This is a genomic window from Prosthecobacter dejongeii (assembly GCF_014203045.1).
In the GTDB taxonomy this organism is placed as follows: domain Bacteria; phylum Verrucomicrobiota; class Verrucomicrobiia; order Verrucomicrobiales; family Verrucomicrobiaceae; genus Prosthecobacter; species Prosthecobacter dejongeii.
The window spans coordinates 302375-319102 of the sequence record NZ_JACHIF010000001.1; the positions used below are offsets into that span (position 1 = coordinate 302375).

Consider the following 16728-nt stretch of genomic DNA (forward strand, 5'->3'; position numbering starts at 1 on the left):
CAGTTTAGAATTAATCACCGGGCGGGGTTGCCTTTGCAGCCACGCACGGCTTAAATTCCATCATGAACCGCGAAGTCATCGAAGCCCAAGTGCGTGCCGTCCTGCCCTTGGACGGCAGTTTTGCCGTTTTTCTGGGCAACAGTGAAAAGACCTTTGTGATCTATGTGGATGAGTCCGTAGGAACGGCTATCTCGATGTTTATGCGCGGCGTGTCCAAGGACCGGCCTTTGACTCATGATTTGTTAGGCAGTGTCTTACTGGCCTTTGGGGCTAAGGTGGAGCGGGTGATCATCAACCACGTGGAAGGCAGTGTCTTCCACGCACGGATGATTCTCTCCGCTGCCAACGAACTGCATCAGAAAAAACTGATCGAACTGGATGCCCGCCCGAGTGACAGCATCGCCATGGCTGTTCAGCAAGGGGCACCCCTTTTCGTCGCCCGCAAGGTATGGGACAGCGTGGAAGATGTGACAGAAACCCTGGCCCAAATTGAAAAACGCGGTCTGGAAGAAGCCGCCGCGGCCGAGGAAGAAGAAACTTCCGAAGAGGAGGAAGACGAGGACCTGGAAGAGATCGACCCTGACGACCTGGACCTTGAAGCCTTGGAAGGCCTGACACTGGATGAAGATGAAGACGACGAGGAGGAAGACGGATATAACGATGGTTATACGGGTTCCGACGACGATGACGAAGGCGAAGAGTGGAAGAAGTCCTGAGTAGCTTCTTCTTCACCCGAAAGTGCGTGACTGAAGCACCCTGCTTCAGCCATGACTGTAGCTATTTTTCAGCCAGGTAGCGGTGCCTCTGCATGCCTGGCGAGGTAGGGAAAGAAACCGCCACGGCAAAGGTCACGACCGTCCCGAAAAAGATACGCCAGGGAAACTCCACCACCGGCATCCAATCTGGACGTGAGATGCCCTGCCCCCAGCCGACGGTGGCTGCCAATCCCTGATCCAGGCCACTGAGGTAAGCCACCACCAGAAAGCCCGCCAGCATACCGAGTCCATTCCCCAGGTCATTGCCACGCGTCTTGGTGAAGAGACCCACCATGAAGACGCCCAGCAAAGAGCCGTAGGTATAACCAAAAACACCCAGGATGATGGGAATGATACGCAGGCTGGGATTGTGCGCTTTGACCCAAGCCGTCGCCAGAGCCACCGCGATGAGCAGGAAAGCAAACAGCACCGTGCTGAAGCGCAGCACTCGAACCTGCCCCGCATCCGTATCCGGCTCACCAAACCAGCGGAAGTGGAAATCCCGAGCATAACTAGTCGCCAGCGAATTCAGTGCCGTGCTCAGAGACCCCATGGCTGTGGCCAATACCCCAGCGACGACCAAACCCCGCAGCCCCTGCGGCATCACATTCAGGATGAAGTATGGGAAGACCTGGCTGCTATCCACCGCGCCCTTGGCATTCTTTGGCAGCAGTTCAGCCGGGTTTGCTTGGAAATAAACATAGAGGAGGATGCCGATGCTCAGTACCATGAAATTCACGGGGATGTCACAGACACCGGAAAGGATGGTGGCCATGCCGCTCTGGCGTTTGTTTTTAGCAGTCAGCATGCGCTGGACCATGTCTTGATCTGTGCCATGCGTGGCCAGAGTGACAAAGGTACTGCCGATGAATGCCGCCCAAACAGTGTACTCCGTTTCTAAGATGCCCTTCACCCAGCCCCAAGCCCCGGGATGAGCTGGATCTGGACGCCCCCAGTCAATCACCATCGGCTCCTGGATCGCCCCATCCAAAGCGGCCCAGCCACCCGTGTGGCCAAGCAAATACCAGAGGGCAAAACCCAGGGCAGAAAACAGCACCCCGATCTGGATCACATCCGTCCAGATCACAGCACGAATACCGCCCAAAGTGGTGTAAATCGCTGTCAGTACCGTGATGCCCACCAACGCTGCGGCATACAGCCAGAATTCCTGCATCGGGCTCGTATCTGGATTCACAAACAGCTTCCACCCCAGCACTAGAATCACCGTGGGCACCCAAAGCCGTGAGCCGCTGGCCAGCAACCGGGTGATCAAAAAGATGCCCGAGGCCCAGCGCCGTGTCAGCGGCCCGAAGCGGATGCCCAAAAACTCATACACGCTCACTACGCCGTACCTATAATAGGCAGGAATGAAAACGGCACTCACCACGAGCCGGGCCAGGAGATAACCTGCCATGAGCTGGATGTAGGTGTAATTTCGCAGCGCGTAACCTTCCCCAGGAGCCCCGAAAAAAGTGCCTGCACTGATCTCTGCCGCCAAGATGGAGGCCAGCACTGCCCACCAGGCGATCTGCCGATCCCCCAGGGTAAACCCTTCCAAGCTGCCACTTTTACTTCGCTGGGATAGGCCGATGCCAATGATGATCCCAAAGTAGGCGAGGATGACGAGCGCGTCGATGAGGTAGGGCATACCTGCAATCTCGCAGGGTATGCCCCAAGTCGCCAAGAAATTTATGCAGACTTAACCTAGACGGCCTTTGCGCAGGATGTGCACTCCCAGAAGTCCGAAGGCAATCACCGCTGGCACCGCCAGGAAGTGCAGCCAGATGACCAAGGGGCCAGCTTCATTTAGCCCACCGAAACCCGACAGGGCCCAGACCGTGAAGAGCCAAGCGATCACCCCACCAATCGCGGTGAGCAAGCTCGCGAGCAAAAAGAACAGACTGCCTTCGTCCATCTCAATGAGCTTCCGCGTGATGGAGCGCGGCTTCTCCGTCTTTTGCAGGAACATGGCGGCTGAGAGCATATAAATCTGCGTGCCCAGCAGTGCGGCTAACATCAGCAGCACCTGACTATGGATATTGAAGATATTTAGCCCAGCCAAGTTGATGGGGCCCGTGATGGCTGCGACCGCCTGCAGTAGCGAGGCCAGAATGATGAGCGTAAGACCTTTCAGTTCAAACAGGCGAGGGCGCTCAGATAAAATGAAAAGCAGGTGGCGCATGCCATCCCGCCAAGTCCGCAAGTGCGGGACACGATCCACAGGAGCAGGGCGGAGACCGGAGACGATTTCCACCGTACTAGCTTTGTTCTTGAGGGCTTTGATGAGCAATTCAGAGGCGAATTCCATGCCACTCGCGCGGATGTCCCAGGTCAAGTAGGCAGTCTTTTTCAGGCAACGAAAGCCGGAGTTGCAGTCACTCAGTTTACCTTTGAAGAGGACGTTGATGAGAGTCGTTAACACCGGAGTGCCAAGGATGCGGTGCAGAAAGGGCATGGCCCCGGGTTCGATCTTCCCCTTCATTCGGGAGGCGATGCCCATGTCAGCGCCGGCAGCCGAGGTGGTTTTGTAAAGCTCCAGGGCGTTCTCGTAAAAATAGGTGCCATCCGCATCTGCGAACATGACATACTTTCCCTCTGCCGCCTCGATGCCTCCCCGGAGAGCAGCACCGTAACCACGCTGTGGCACGGGAACGACCCGAGCCCCCAAGCTGGTAGCGATCTGACGCGAGTCGTCCGTGCTGCCGTTATCAGCCACAACAATCTCGTATTTTAAAGACGGATCTGCCTCCAAAGATGCACGCACCGCATTGATGCAAAGTGCAATGGTACGGCTTTCATTGAGGCAGGGGAAGACGAAGGTCAGGTCCATTGGAGGTGATTGAATGGCGAGACTGGCGAAGAGCGCCAGCGAATTGTCTAAAACTATGATAACGGATTCAAATTTAACAATGATCAGCCACCTAATCAAAAAGATGAATTAGTAACCCAACCAAGGTCCCAACCATTTTTCCACTTGTTCCACGGTCATGCCTTTTCGGGTGGCGTAGTCTTCCACCTGATCTTTTCCGACCACGCTGATGCCGAAATAATGTGCCTCTGGGTGGCCGAAATAAAGGCCGCTGACTGCACTGCCAGGGTGCATGGCCATGCTTTCGGTGAGCTCTACCCCAGTCTGTTCTGTAGCCTGGATGAGGTCAAACAAGATGGGTTTTTCAGTGTGGTCAGGCTGGGCGGGGTAACCTGGCGCAGGGCGTATGCCCCGGTATTTTTCCTTCACCATTTCCTCATGGGTCAGGTCACCGGGCTTTTCATAACCCCAGGCGAAGCGAGCCTGTTGATGAAGATATTCCGCAAAGGCTTCCGCAAGACGATCGGCAACGGCCTTCACAATGATGGCGCTGTAAGGGTCCTGGATGGCATCGAACTCTTTGGCAAACTCATCCGCCCCATGGATGCCAACGGCGAAACCACCAATGTAATCCGCCCGGCCACTGCCTTTCGGTGCCACATAGTCGCTGAGGGCGTAGTTCGGATTGTCCTTCTTGATCACCTGCTGGCGCAGGCTGTGGAAGGTGGTGCGCACCTCGCTGCGGGATTCATCGGTGTAGATTTCGATGTCATCGCCGGTACTGTTAGCCGGATAAAAACCAAACACCCCGCGCGGCTGGAATCTTTGCTCCGCAATGATGCGGTCGAGCAAGTCATTGGCATCGTGGTAAAGCTTCAGCGCTTGTTCATCCGCCTGGATTTTCATTTCCGGATCTTCATGCGCGGAGTTGAACCGCCCCTCAGCAGAGATCCAGCGTCCACGCAGTTCCCAGGAGTGGAAGAAAGGAGACCAATCAATGAAGGGACGCAGGGTCGCGACAAGGTCCGGTCCCTCATAGGACTTCGTGCCTGTGAAGCTTGGCGTGGCGATGTCCTGAGTAGCCCAGTCGCATTTGAAGGCTTTTTCACGCGCATCGCTCAGGCTGAGAAGCTGGCGATCTTTCTTCTTGCCATACTCCTCTCGCAGACGTGCATGACGAGCTTCATTAGTTCGGATGAAATCTTCACGCTGCTCCTCGCTGAGCAAGGAAGTGGTCACCGGCACACTGCGGCTGGCATCCAGCACGTGAACGATGGTGCCGCTGTAATGCGGGGCGATTTTGATAGCGGTATGGGCCGCGCTGGTGGTGGCTCCGCCGATGAGGAGTGGCTGTTTCATGCCCAGGCGCTCCATCTCAGAGGCCACGTGGACCATCTCATCCAGAGACGGGGTAATGAGGCCACTGAGACCGATGACATCCGCACCTAACTCGGCGGCTTTTTCCAGAATTTTGGAGCAAGGAACCATCACTCCCATGTCGGTGACTTCAAAACCGTTACACGCCAGCACGATGCCGACGATGTTTTTGCCGATGTCATGCACATCCCCCTTCACCGTCGCGAGGACGATCTTTCCACCGCCCTGCTGGGCCGCTTCGGCAGGGATGAGATCTTCAGCGGTCAAACCGCCAGCCTGGATCTCCACACCAAGCACCCGACGGGCCTCGAGCCATTCCTGGAACTTCGCCCGAACTTCTTTGCGGTAGAGCGAATCTCCCACATGAACGGCAAACAAGTCCACCAGGATGTGGCGACCTGCAGGCAGCTTGGCTACCACAACAGCGGTTTCCGAAGTGTCTTGAGAAGCAGTTTCGATATCGGCCGAAAGCTCAGAGGCAAACTTCACTTCCATGCGCCGATTTTCGATGTCCAGGCCCGGCTCCGGGAAGTAGCGGAAGTCTTCACTCACCTGCACTTCACCGCCCGTTTTTAAGGCCTCGGCGGTCTTGCCAGCGATCTCCACCAGCAGTTCACGCTCGCGCGCCTTGCGAGCTTTTTCGATCTCCATGAACGGCTGCAAATAAGCCACGCTCTGCTTCATCACGCGGGCACTTTTCACCACCTGCGGCAGGAACATTTTGCCCGCGCCAAAGAGGTCACCCACGACGCTCATGCCATCCATTAATGGACCTTCGATCACAGACAATGGTTTGCCAAGGAGGGTCAGCGCCTCGGCCGTGTCTTCATTAATGAAATCCGTGATACCACGCAGCAGGGCGTGCTCCAGACGCTTGGCTACCGGGGCCTCACGCCAGGACATGTCCACTTCCGTCTTCTTCGCAGCACCCGCTTGGCCTTTGAACTGCTCTGCATAGTCCACCAGGATTTCAGTGGCATCCGGACGGCGATTCAGAATGACATCCTCCACCTTCACCAGCATGTCCTCCGGGATCTCTTCATAGACTTCCAGCATGCCTGCATTGACGATGCCCATGTCCATCCCTGCCTTGATGGCATGATAAAGGAACACGCTGTGCATGGCCTCACGCACCTTGTTGTTACCACGGAAGCTGAAGCTGATGTTGCTAACGCCACCGCTCACTTTCGCATGGGGCAGGTTTTCCTTGATCCAACGGGTGGCGTTGATGAAGTCCAGCGCGTAGTTGTTATGCTCCTCCAGGCCCGTGGCAACGGTGAGGATGTTCGGATCGAAAATGATGTCTTCAGGCGGAAATTCCACCTCATCCACCAGGATGCGGTAGGCGCGCTCGCAGATGCGGATCTTGTCTTCATAAGTCGCCGCCTGGCCCTGCTCATCAAAGGCCATGACCACAGTAGCAGCGCCGTATTGTTTGATCTTACGGGCGTATTCCTTGAACTTCTCTTCGCCTTCTTTGAGCGAGATGGAGTTCACGATGCCTTTGCCTTGTAGGCATTTCAGGCCTGCCTCGATGATCTCCCACTTGGAGGAGTCCACCATGATGGGCACTTTGTTCACTTCCGGCTCCGTCTGCAGCAGGATGAGGAACTTCGTCATCATGGGCACGCCTTCGATGAGGCCTTCATCCATGCACACGTCAATCACATTGGCACCATTTTCCACCTGCTGGCGGGCGATGGTGACAGCTTCCTCCAGCTTGCCTTCTTTGATCAGCTTGGCGAATTTCGGAGAACCAGCGACGTTCGTGCGCTCGCCGATCATGAGGTAGGGCGGACGAACTTCCTTATCCACCGTATCAAACACAAACGGCTGCGAGCCACTGAGGCGCATGGTGTGTGTATCCGCAGGCACCTGGCGCGGAGGCAAATTCTCCACCGCCTTGGCGATGGCGGCGATGTGCTCGGGCGTATTGCCACAGCAGCCGCCCATGATGTTCACAAATCCGCTGCCCCCAAAGTCCTTCGCATACACAGCCATATCCGGCGGCAGCAGATCAAAGCCCGTCGGGGCAAGAGGGTTAGGCATGCCCGCATTAGGGTAAGCCGAGACAAAACAGTCAGCCTTGGCGGACAACTCTTCCAGGAAGGGACGCATTTTGTCCGGGCCTAACGAACAGTTTAGACCGATGGACAGAGGTTTGACATGCCGCATTGCATTCAAATAAGCCTCCGTCACCTGACCGGAGATCATCGTCTCTCCCCCAGGACCGACCGCTGCACTGATCTGCACCGGCAGCTCTAGCCCATCTTCTTCAAACACTTCACGAATGGCCACCAAGGCCGTCTTGGCATTGAGGGAGTCAAAAATCGTCTCCACCATCAGCGTGTCCACGCCGCCTGCGATCAAGGCGCGGACCTGATGTTTGTACGCCTGCTTCACTTGGTCAAAGGTGACGTAGCGAAAGCTCAGGTCATTGAGGTCAGGGAACTGTGAAAGAGAGACGGTCAATGGCCCGATGGCCCCGGCGACGTAACGTTTGCGCCCCGTCTTTTCACCGACGATGTCGGCCCACTTCCGGCACTGCTGCGCGGAGTTAAAATTAATCTCCCAAGCGATGTCATTGAGGAACTTGTCCTCCAGCATCTCTTGGAAGAACTCAGGATCCTTGCGGCGGCCATGCGGCACTTCACGGAAAAATTCGGCCTGGGCGATGCTGGTGCCAGAGAAAGTATTTGTTTCAATGATGTCCGCGCCGGCTTCCAGGAAACGACGGTGAATGTCCTCAATGATGTCCGGGCGTGTGATGGAAAGAATGTCGCCGTTGTTCAGCAGATCTTTTTCATTGTCCAAAAAACGGTCCCCACGGGCATCGGCTTCTTTCAGGCCGTAGCCACGAATGGTGGTCCCCATGGCACCATCAATGACCAGAATGCGCTGGCGCATGGCGGCTTCGAGTTCAGAGCGGACGTTTGGACGGGCGGGCATGGGTGAAAATAGCCGCTGGCGGCCCTGCGTCAATGTCGCATCAACGCATCATGATTTGAGGATGTGAAGCTTCAGAGACTGGAAACCGTGGGATTGAGAGCATTCTGGACCAATCCTTCCCTCTCCTAGAGGGAGAGGGAAGGGTGAGGAGCTCCGGCTAGCAGCCAATCATCAGCATCGAGCGGCCCAAGAACCGCCCAGCAAGACACCTCACCCAAACCGACCCCGAACGTAGTCGTCCGTCAGCTTCTGCTTGGGATTTTCAAACAGCGCCATGGTTTCATCGTATTCCACCAGCTTGCCCAGGTAAAACAGGGCAGTGAAGTCCGCCGTGCGCATGGCCTGCTGCATGTTGTGGGTGACGATGACCAGGGTGTAGGTCTCTTTGAGTTGGTGAAACAGGTCCTCAACACGCGCGGTGGCGATGGGGTCTAAGGCCGAGCAAGGCTCATCCATCAGAAGAATCTGAGGTTTCACCGCGATGGCCCGGGCGATGCAAAGACGCTGCTGCTGGCCACCGGAAAGGCCATAGGCACTTTGTTCCAGGCGGTCTTTCACCTCCTCCCACAGGGCCGCGCTGCGCAGGCTTTCCTCCACCACATGGTCTAGGTAATCCTGACGATTTTCACCGTGGAGACGCAAGCCATAGGCGATGTTTTCGTAAATGCTGCGCGGAAAGGGGTTCGATTTCTGGAACACCATGCCCACCTGTCGGCGCAACTGCACCACGTCCAAGGCATTGCTATGAATATCTGTCCCCTCCACCGTGATGGATCCTTTGCGCACACCCGCGCCATCCACCCGGTCATTCATGCGGTTGAAGCAGCGCAGCAGGGTGGATTTACCACAGCCCGAAGGGCCAATGAAAGCTGTGGCCTGATGGCGGGGAATGTCCATCGTCACATCAAACAGGGTCTGCTTGCTGCCATAATAGAAGTCCACATCCCGGACCTGGATGGAGGTAGGCAGGTGTGAGACGGGATTCTTTGCGGGGGCAGCCATGGAGCGGGCAAGATGATGAACCGGGCCGTCCACTTGGCAACTGCCCTTGTTGTCACATTGCCGATACATAGCGCCTAGGCACGTGACAAAACTGTCACACGTCTTTACGCGCCATGTGACAAACCATCCGCCATGAGTCGTGCCACGCTTAAATACAACCTACGCAAAGCATGAAGACTCGCACTTCCTTCCTCATCGCCCTCAGCCTCGGCAGCCTGGCCTCACTGGCCCACAGCGCTGAGGTGGATGCCGCCATCCCTGAATACAAGCAGGTGAGCGGGGTCTCTGGAAACCTCATTTCCATCGGCTCAGACACCCTGAATAACCTGATGACCCTGTGGGCCGAAGGCTTCAAAGCCAAGTATCCGAATGTGAATATCCAGATCGAAGGGAAAGGCTCAGCAACCGCCCCTCCAGCCCTTATCAGCGGCACCAGTCAACTGGGCCCCATGAGCCGCGAGATGAAGCAGGAAGAACTGGACGCTTTTGAGAAAAAATTCGGCTACAAGCCGACTGAAATCAAAGTGGCTGTGGATGCCCTGGCTGTCTTTGCACATAAAGACAACACGCTGAAAGGCCTGACCCTGGCGCAGATTGACGCCATCTTTTCCTCCACCCGCAAGCTGGGTGCCCCTGCGGATCTCACCGACTGGGGTCAACTGGGAGTGGACTCCTGGAAAGGTCGCGCCATTTCCCTCTTTGGCCGTAACAGCGCCTCAGGCACCTACGGCTTCTTCAAGGAGCATGCTCTCGGCAAAGGCGATTTCAAAAGCAGTGTCAAAGAGCAGCCCGGCTCCTCCGCTGTGGTACAAGGGATCAGCACAGACGAGTTTGCTCTTGGCTACTCCGGCATCGGCTACATCAGCTCTGGCGTGCGCGCCCTGCCCATCGGCGAAAGCGCCGACAAACTGGCTGAGCCTTCCTATGAAAACTGCCTGAGCGGTGAATACCCACTCGCCCGTTTCCTGCTGATCTACATCAACAAAAAGCCCGGCCAACCACTCGATGCCCTGACCACGGAGTTTGTGAAGTTCATTCAGAGCAAAGATGGCCAGCAGGTGGTGGTGAAGGATGGTTATTACCCCATCCCGCTCGAAGTCATCGAAGAAACACAGTCCACACTGGCGAAGTAAGTTTCATCGTTGATCTTGGTTCTTGTGCATGCGTCAGAGATTCGTCTCTGACGCATTTTTCATGTTCAAATGAATTGTACTTGCGGTTGAAATGCCGCAGACATCTACGCATATTCATTCTGCTAAATCTTTCCCACCATGCTTTCTTTCATCAAGATCCGTCACCTGGCCCTCGTCGAGGATGTTACCTGGGATTTACGCGCGGGTTTGATCGGAGTAACGGGTGAAACCGGCGCAGGAAAGTCCATCATCGTTGGTGCCCTGAAGCTCATTTTGGGCGAACGAGCTGATCGAAGCCTCATTCGCAACGGCCAAGATACCTGCACCGTAGAGGCCAGCTTTCACCTACGCGACAGCCGGGCTGTGGATGCCGTGCTTGAGGAAGCCGGGCTGGATCCCTGCCAGGACGGAGAACTGCTGATCAAGCGCAGCATCAGCACCAGCGGCGCGAACAAACAGCTCGTCAATTGCACCCCCGTGACCATTCAAGTTTTGAAGAACTTGGGTGAGCACCTTGTGGACCTCCATGGCCCCCATGATCACCAGTCGCTCAATTCCCAGGACCGCCAGTTGGAGATGCTGGACAAGTACGTCGGCAGCGAAGACACCCTGCTGAAATATCAGGCAACCTGGCAGCAGTGGCGCGCGGCGCAAAAAGAGCTGGAAGACCTCGCTAATAGCGAGCGCAGCAGCAGCCAGCAGGTGGACATGCTGCGCTTTCAGGCCCAGGAAATCGCCGCTGCCGCATTGAAACCGGGAGAGGAAGAGGAGATCGAAGCTCGCCACCGCATCGCTGCTAATGGTGCACGCCTCACGGAGGTCTGCTCAGCCATCACCGCCCGCCTGGGTGAAGGCGAAGGCGGCATTCTGGATGCACTGCGGGAACTCAGCCGTCATATCCACGAATTGGAAAAGATTGATCCAGGCACGAGCACGATGTTTGAAGGGTTTAAATCGGCCCAGATTGAGCTCACCGAGCTGGAAAGCAGCGTGCAGGAATACGCCGACGACCTGGAAACCGACCCTGCCGAGTTAGCAGAGCTGGACCAGCGCATCCACACCATCCAGACGCTAAAACGGAAGTATGGCCCCACCGTCGCAGCGATTCTTGAGTTCCAGCAGGAGGCCGAGCAACGGCTGGCCAAGATCGAGAACCGAGGCGAGGAACTGGAGCGCCTGGAAAAACTCGTCAAGGATCGCCGGGCTGAGGTGGAAAAACTGGGCAAACAGCTTTCCAAAAAACGGGCGGAGGCTGCGCCCAAGCTGGCCAAAGAAGTGGCCACTCATTTGGCCGATCTCGGCTTCAAACGCAGTGTCTTCGAGACCCAACTGTCACCCCTGACCGAGCCTGCCCGCCAGGGTTTAGAAGAGGTGGACTTCCAGTTTGCTCCGAACCCCGGCGAGCCCCTCAAACCCCTGCGCCTTACCGCCAGCAGCGGAGAAATGTCCCGCGTGCTCCTGGCCGTAAAAAGTGCCCTGGCTAAACAGGATGCCGTGCCCCTTCTCGTGTTCGACGAGATCGACGCCAACGTCGGTGGCAACATCGCTGAGGCTGTGGGCCATAAAATGGCCTCCCTGGGCAGCACGCATCAGGTCATCGCCATCACCCACTTCCCGCAGGTGGCCTCCCTGGCCGCCAGCCACTTCGTCGTCACCAAGGAAATCGAAGGTGACCGTACCAAATCCCACATCCGCGAAGTCGCAAATGGGGAGAGAATCGAAGAACTCGCCCGCATGCTCGGCGGCAAGCTGGAATCCGCACGCGAGCATGCACGCAATCTTCTGGCTGGAAGGGCTTGAGAAAAACCCGTCGAGCTCAGATATCGCTGCTTATCCCCTCCCCTCTTGCAATCGCCGGATCTTGGCGGAACGTGCGGGTTCATGTCCACCCCGATTCTGCCGACCGACCAACCGCCCCTTTTGCATCATGCCGTGGAGGAGGCTGTGCGCCTGCTCCAGGCCGGGGACGTGGTGGCACTTCCCACGGAGACCGTTTATGGCCTCGCCGCTGATGCTCTGAATCCCCAGGCCGTGGCGAAAATCTTTGAGGTCAAGGAACGCCCCACCTTCGATCCCCTCATCGTTCACCTCGCCGACATCAAAATGCTGGACTTGGTGGCGGACATTCCGGAAGAAGTGAAAAAAACCGTCGCCCGTCTCATCGAGCGCTACTGGCCTGGCCCGCTCACCCTGCTTCTGCCGAAGAAACCCTGCGTGCCAGATCTCGTCACCGCGGGCCTGCCCACCGTGGCCGTCCGCATCAGCAGCCATCCCATTTTTAAACGGGTAGCCACCGCCCTGAATCGCCCCATCGCCGCCCCTAGCGCGAACCGTTTCGGTGCCATCAGCCCCACCTCCGCCAGCGCGGTGCTGGCCGAACTGGGCGGCCGCATTCCCCTCATCGTGGATGGTGGCGCCTGCCTACATGGCCTGGAGTCCACCATCATCAAGGTGACACCTGCTACCCCGAAAAACCTGATCACCATCGTGCGCCCTGGCCCGGTGACGCCCGAAGATCTGAAACTCTACGGTCGCCTGGAGCGCATGACGCGCACTGTGGTGGATGGTGCCAGCGAGGCGCCTGGCCAGCTCGCCTCCCACTATGCCCCGCGCACCCCATTGCGCTTGCTCAGCAAGCCCTCTGACTTCACGCCGGAAGAGGGCAAACGCTACGCCCTGATGAGCTACCGTGGTGAGGAGAAAGATGGTTACCTCGACCTCGCTGATTTTGAGCAGGTGATGATCCTCAGCCCTGGCAATGGCAAGCTGCCGGAGGCGGCGGTGCGCTTCTTTTACGTGCTGCGCGAGCTGGACAAACTGGGCGTGGATGAAATCATCGCTGAACCGATGCTGGAACACGGCATGGGCGTGGCCATGATGGACAAACTGCGCCGCGCCTCCGTGCGCCCGGCCTGATTTTTCCCCTCCCACCGCATGGCCATCCTTGCCCTTGAGTCTTCCTGCGACGAGACCGCCGCCGCTATCTGCACTCCCGATGGCCGCCTACTCGCCTCACGCATTGCCTCCCAGGCAGACATCCACCGACTTTACGGTGGCGTGGTGCCGGAGGTGGCCTCGCGCAATCACATCCTCCACGTTCGCCCCCTGGTCGCCGAGGTGCTGGCTGAGGCAGGAATGCAGCTTGGCGACATCGCCGCCTTTGCTGCCACCAGCGGGCCTGGTCTAGTCAGTTCCCTGCTCATCGGCACCAGCATGGCCAAAGCCCTGGCCGTGGCGGAGAAAAAGCCCTTCCTCGCCGTGAACCACATGGAGGGCCACCTACTCTCCCCCTTCATGGATGAAAATGGCCCCGTGAGCCCTTCCATCGCCCTCATCGTGAGCGGCGGCCACACCATGCTCGTGCAGGTGCGCAGCGTGGGTGACTATCGTTTGTTAGGCCGCACCCGTGATGATGCGGCGGGAGAGGCCTTTGACAAGGTGGCCAAAATGATCGGCCTGCCCTATCCTGGCGGGCCGGAGATTGATAAACAGGCACGCCTGGGCAATCCGCGCGCCTACGCTTTCCCCCGCAGCTTCCTGGATGGTCAGAGCCTGGAGTTCAGCTTCAGCGGCCTGAAGACCGCAGTGCTGTACGAACTGCCCAAGCTCAACCTCGAAAACGCCACTGTCCTCGCCGACGTGTGCGCTAGCGTGCAGGAAGCGATCACAGAAGTGCTGGTGGAAAAGCTCGTCCTCGCCGCCCGCCAGACGGGTGAAACGCTCGTCACTGTCAGCGGTGGTGTCAGTTGCAATCGCGGCCTGCGGGAAAAACTCACCGCCCGCTGTGCCAAAGAAGGCCTCACCCTCTTGCTCGCCCGCCCAGACCTCTGCACAGACAACGCCGGCATGATCGCCTTTGCCGCTGCCCAACGCTTTTCGTTAGGCCACACCTCGCCCCTGGAGGCTGATGTGGACCCAAATTTGGCACTGGTGTAAATGCCCTGCCGATCATCTTCAAGGGCCGTTTCCTCCAGGACAGCCCAGCATCCCCTCACCCAGGCCTCTCCCCCGAGGGAGAGGCCTGGGTGAGGGTGAGAGCCTTGGAAGCTCTAAACCCTGCCAAGTCCTAACCCGCCCCCCAAAGCAATCACGATACTTTTCACGGCAACTCATCCGCGAAACTAAAGATCTCGCCGGGCTTCCGAGCTTACCCGATCTGCGCCAGGATCGCGGAGGCGATCTTGTCGGCTTGGGCTTCGAGGTATTCCACGTCACGGCCTTCGATGAGCAGGCGAATGAGGGACTCGGTGCCGGAGTAGCGCAGCAGCACGCGACCGTAATCGCCCAGCTTTTTCTCGGTTTCCTTGATGATCTTCTGGGCATCGGCCAGCTCGGTGATCGGCGGCTTGCTGCGCACGCGTAGGTTGCGGGCAGCCTGGGGGAATTTTTTGAGGCACTTGCGCAGTTGGCTCAAGGGTTCACCCGTTTCCTTCATGATCTTCAGCACCTGAAGACCTGCGATGAGGCCGTCGCCCGTGGTGGCCCAGTCACCAAAGATGATGTGGCCGCTTTGCTCGCCGCCCAAGTTCAGACCACGGGAGTGCATTTCCTCGAGCACGTAGCGGTCGCCCACATTGGTGCGGATCACACGGCCACCCAGGCGGGAAACAAGGTCATCCAGGCCGTAGTTACTCATGATGGTCACGGCCAGCGTGTTCTGCTTCAACGTGCCTTTGCGCAGCATGGATTCGGCGGCGATGGCCATCAGCTCATCCCCATCCAGGGCGATGGCTTCCTCGTCACAGAGGGCAATACGGTCCGCATCCCCATCGTGGGCGATGCCAGCCTGAGCCTGGGACTGGCGAACCAGACGCTCCAGCTCCTCGCTGTGGGTACAGCCACATTCTTCATTGATGTTAAAGCCGTCCGGTTCGCTGTGAAAGACCTGCACGTCCGCACCCAGTTGCTCCAGCGCCAGCGCACTGGTGTAGGAGGCCGCACCGTGGGCATTGTCCAGCGCCACTCGCATGCCATCCAGCCGCAGGCCACCCATGCTGGCCACTGCGTGGGCCACGTAGCGCTCCACACTGTCCGCCATCCGGCTCACGCGACCGATGCCGCGCCCCTCCGGGCGGGTGGCTTCCTCCGTGTTGCCGAGGACGATCTTCTCAATGGCGATCTCGGTCTTGTCGCTCAGTTTGCGACCGTTGCCGTGGACAAATTTGATGCCGTTGTCTTCAAAAGGATTGTGGGAGGCACTCACTACGACACCAAAGTTGGCTCCGGTCTGCGCGGCCAGCATGGCCACGGCAGGGGTGGGCACCATGCCTGCGAGGACGACATCCACGCCGGCGGAGTTCAGGCCGGCGATGAGGGCAGACTCCAGCATCTCCCCGGAAGCGCGGGTATCCCGCCCGATGATGCAGCGGGGCCGTTCGCCCCCTGCAGCCCGGCTTCCCAGCACAGCCGCCGCCGCCTGCCCCAGGCGAAGGACAAACTCAGGGGTCATGGGATGGCGATTGGCCACGGCGCGGACGCCGTCGGTGCCGAAGAATTGACGCTTTTCAGACATAGAGCGCGCGGTTTACCTCAAGACTGCCCCAGTGTCAAAGCCAGCCGTGCAAAGTCCCTCACACAGCCCGCAGTGGCGGCAGGGGCGGATAGTCCCGCGGGCCCCTGCTGATTTGGCTCTTGATCATGAACCAAAACAGAAAGGCGAGTAGCAAAGCCACGAATTTTTCGCGCCAGTTGCGGGTGAAAAAGCTTTTAAACAGGTCCCAGTTCACGGGTCGGTTCCTCCGGCATAGGTTCAGGCGCGGCTGCACCCAGGGTCAGCAGCTCATTGAGACGGTCACGCAGTTCATCCGGTTCCAGATCATGCTCCAGCTTGCCTCGGTAGGCCAGGGACAGGGCACCGCTTTCTTCACTGACGATGAGGGCGATGGCGTCCGTCTCCTCCGTCACACCCATGGCGGCGCGGTGGCGCAGGCCGATGGCGCGGTCCCGCACCTCACGCTGGCTGACAGGGAAAACGCAGCCCGCTGAGGCAATGCGGCCTTGGTCAATGATGGCGCCGCCATCGTGCAGGGCTGTCTTCGGGTGAAAAATAGTGGTGATGAGTTCCGGCGAAAGGCGCGCATCCACACTCACCCCCGTCTCCGCCAGCAGGCGCAGGTCAATGCCACGCTTGATGGCAAACAGCGCCCCACAACGACGAGCGGAAAGCTGCTGCATGGCCTCCAGCAGAACGTCGAGAGATTCAGGATCCGGCCGGTTCAGCGAAAACATGCGGTGACTGCCCAGTTCTGCCAGCACACGGCGCAGCTCTGGCTGGAACAAGACGACCAGGGCGATGGCCAGGAAAACCGAGATACGCTGAAGCAACCAAGTGATAACCTCCAACTCTAGCAACTGAGACACTAGAGCGAGCCCTAGCAGCAGCATGAGCAGGCCCGTGAGGATGCGCGCCCCGCGTGTGGCGCGGAAGAACAGGTAGGCCTGATAGACCAGCACGGCGAGGATGAGTATCTCCACGCCATCGCGCCAATGCTGTTTTAGGATTTCCCACATGGTGGCTGTTCTTGCTCAAAGCCTAACGAAAGGCGGTATGCAAGGATTTCATGATGTTCACGAGCATTTGCCTGGCCTTTTCTCGTCTTTAATCTGCTTTCCCTCGAGTGTTGATCACAAAGATCGTTGCCTGCGGGTCAGATGCCTATCGGCTTTTCACGATCCCATCCACGAGTCGGTGAGGACGCTATTT

11 protein-coding genes are annotated in these 16728 nt (G+C 58.0%); 5 read left to right on the forward strand and 6 right to left on the reverse strand.

The annotated features are described in order from the left end of the window. Positions 1-62 precede the first annotated feature (62 nt). Positions 63-716 carry a bifunctional nuclease family protein gene (locus HNQ64_RS01005; RefSeq protein ID WP_184204423.1) on the forward strand — a complete coding sequence of 218 codons (654 nt, stop codon included), beginning with the start codon at positions 63-65 and terminating at the stop codon, positions 714-716. A 61-nt stretch (positions 717-777) separates the two neighbouring features. Here the strand turns inward: HNQ64_RS01005 and HNQ64_RS01010 are convergent, their stop codons facing one another. From HNQ64_RS01010 to pstB, 4 genes are all read right to left on the reverse strand, one after another. Beyond that, on the reverse strand, positions 778-2403 hold the full coding sequence (locus HNQ64_RS01010) for a sodium:solute symporter (protein ID WP_184204424.1): 1626 nt from the start codon (positions 2401-2403) through the stop codon (positions 778-780). A gap of 51 nt (positions 2404-2454) precedes the next feature. After that, on the reverse strand, positions 2455-3585 hold the full coding sequence (locus HNQ64_RS01015; protein ID WP_184204425.1) for a glycosyltransferase family 2 protein: 1131 nt from the start codon (positions 3583-3585) through the stop codon (positions 2455-2457). 108 nt (positions 3586-3693) lie between these two features. Beyond that, positions 3694-7890: a vitamin B12 dependent-methionine synthase activation domain-containing protein gene (locus tag HNQ64_RS23850; RefSeq protein ID WP_246430908.1), complete on the reverse strand. Its 4197-nt coding sequence runs from the start codon at positions 7888-7890 to the stop codon at positions 3694-3696. Between the two features lie 210 nt (positions 7891-8100). Continuing rightward, entirely contained in the window at positions 8101-8892 is a 792-nt protein-coding gene (gene pstB / locus HNQ64_RS01025; RefSeq protein ID WP_184204426.1) for a phosphate ABC transporter ATP-binding protein PstB, read from the reverse strand. A 170-nt stretch (positions 8893-9062) separates the two neighbouring features. On the opposite strand from pstB, the gene HNQ64_RS01030 reads away from it, so the two are divergent. The 4 genes from HNQ64_RS01030 (at position 9063) to tsaD (ending at position 13961) form a co-directional block, all read left to right on the forward strand. Beyond that, on the forward strand, positions 9063-10025 hold the full coding sequence (locus tag HNQ64_RS01030; RefSeq protein WP_184204427.1) for a PstS family phosphate ABC transporter substrate-binding protein: 963 nt from the start codon (positions 9063-9065) through the stop codon (positions 10023-10025). A 138-nt stretch (positions 10026-10163) separates the two neighbouring features. Then, positions 10164-11825 (forward strand): DNA repair protein RecN, encoded by a 1662-nt coding sequence (gene recN, locus HNQ64_RS01035; RefSeq protein ID WP_184204428.1) that lies wholly within the window; start codon positions 10164-10166, stop codon positions 11823-11825. A gap of 81 nt (positions 11826-11906) precedes the next feature. After that, positions 11907-12941, forward strand: coding sequence for an L-threonylcarbamoyladenylate synthase (locus HNQ64_RS01040; RefSeq protein WP_184204429.1), 1035 nt, complete (start codon positions 11907-11909; stop codon positions 12939-12941). An 18-nt stretch (positions 12942-12959) separates the two neighbouring features. Then, positions 12960-13961 carry a tRNA (adenosine(37)-N6)-threonylcarbamoyltransferase complex transferase subunit TsaD gene (gene tsaD, locus HNQ64_RS01045; protein ID WP_184204430.1) on the forward strand — a complete coding sequence of 334 codons (1002 nt, stop codon included), beginning with the start codon at positions 12960-12962 and terminating at the stop codon, positions 13959-13961. A gap of 211 nt (positions 13962-14172) precedes the next feature. Here the strand turns inward: tsaD and glmM are convergent, their stop codons facing one another. Next, a complete protein-coding gene (gene glmM / locus HNQ64_RS01050) occupies positions 14173-15537 on the reverse strand; it encodes a phosphoglucosamine mutase (protein ID WP_184204431.1) in 1365 nt (454 codons plus the stop codon). 194 nt (positions 15538-15731) lie between these two features. Beyond that, positions 15732-16535, reverse strand: coding sequence for a diadenylate cyclase CdaA (gene cdaA, locus HNQ64_RS01055; protein WP_184204432.1), 804 nt, complete (start codon positions 16533-16535; stop codon positions 15732-15734). Positions 16536-16728 lie beyond the last annotated feature (193 nt).

Bases quoted from the DNA above. Each gene is read 5' to 3' on its own strand.
- recN (WP_184204428.1), top strand. From the start codon at position 10,164: ATGCTTTCTTTCATCAAGATCCGTCACCTGGCCCTCGTCGAGGATGTT.
- HNQ64_RS01030 (WP_184204427.1), top strand. From the start codon at position 9,063: ATGAAGACTCGCACTTCCTTCCTCATCGCCCTCAGCCTCGGCAGCCTG.
- pstB (WP_184204426.1), bottom strand. From the start codon at position 8,892: ATGGCTGCCCCCGCAAAGAATCCCGTCTCACACCTGCCTACCTCCATC.
- tsaD (WP_184204430.1), top strand. From the start codon at position 12,960: ATGGCCATCCTTGCCCTTGAGTCTTCCTGCGACGAGACCGCCGCCGCT.
- HNQ64_RS23850 (WP_246430908.1), bottom strand. From the start codon at position 7,890: ATGCCCGCCCGTCCAAACGTCCGCTCTGAACTCGAAGCCGCCATGCGC.
- cdaA (WP_184204432.1), bottom strand. From the start codon at position 16,535: ATGTGGGAAATCCTAAAACAGCATTGGCGCGATGGCGTGGAGATACTC.
- HNQ64_RS01040 (WP_184204429.1), top strand. From the start codon at position 11,907: ATGTCCACCCCGATTCTGCCGACCGACCAACCGCCCCTTTTGCATCAT.
- HNQ64_RS01015 (WP_184204425.1), bottom strand. From the start codon at position 3,585: ATGGACCTGACCTTCGTCTTCCCCTGCCTCAATGAAAGCCGTACCATT.
- HNQ64_RS01005 (WP_184204423.1), top strand. From the start codon at position 63: ATGAACCGCGAAGTCATCGAAGCCCAAGTGCGTGCCGTCCTGCCCTTG.
- glmM (WP_184204431.1), bottom strand. From the start codon at position 15,537: ATGTCTGAAAAGCGTCAATTCTTCGGCACCGACGGCGTCCGCGCCGTG.
- HNQ64_RS01010 (WP_184204424.1), bottom strand. From the start codon at position 2,403: ATGCCCTACCTCATCGACGCGCTCGTCATCCTCGCCTACTTTGGGATC.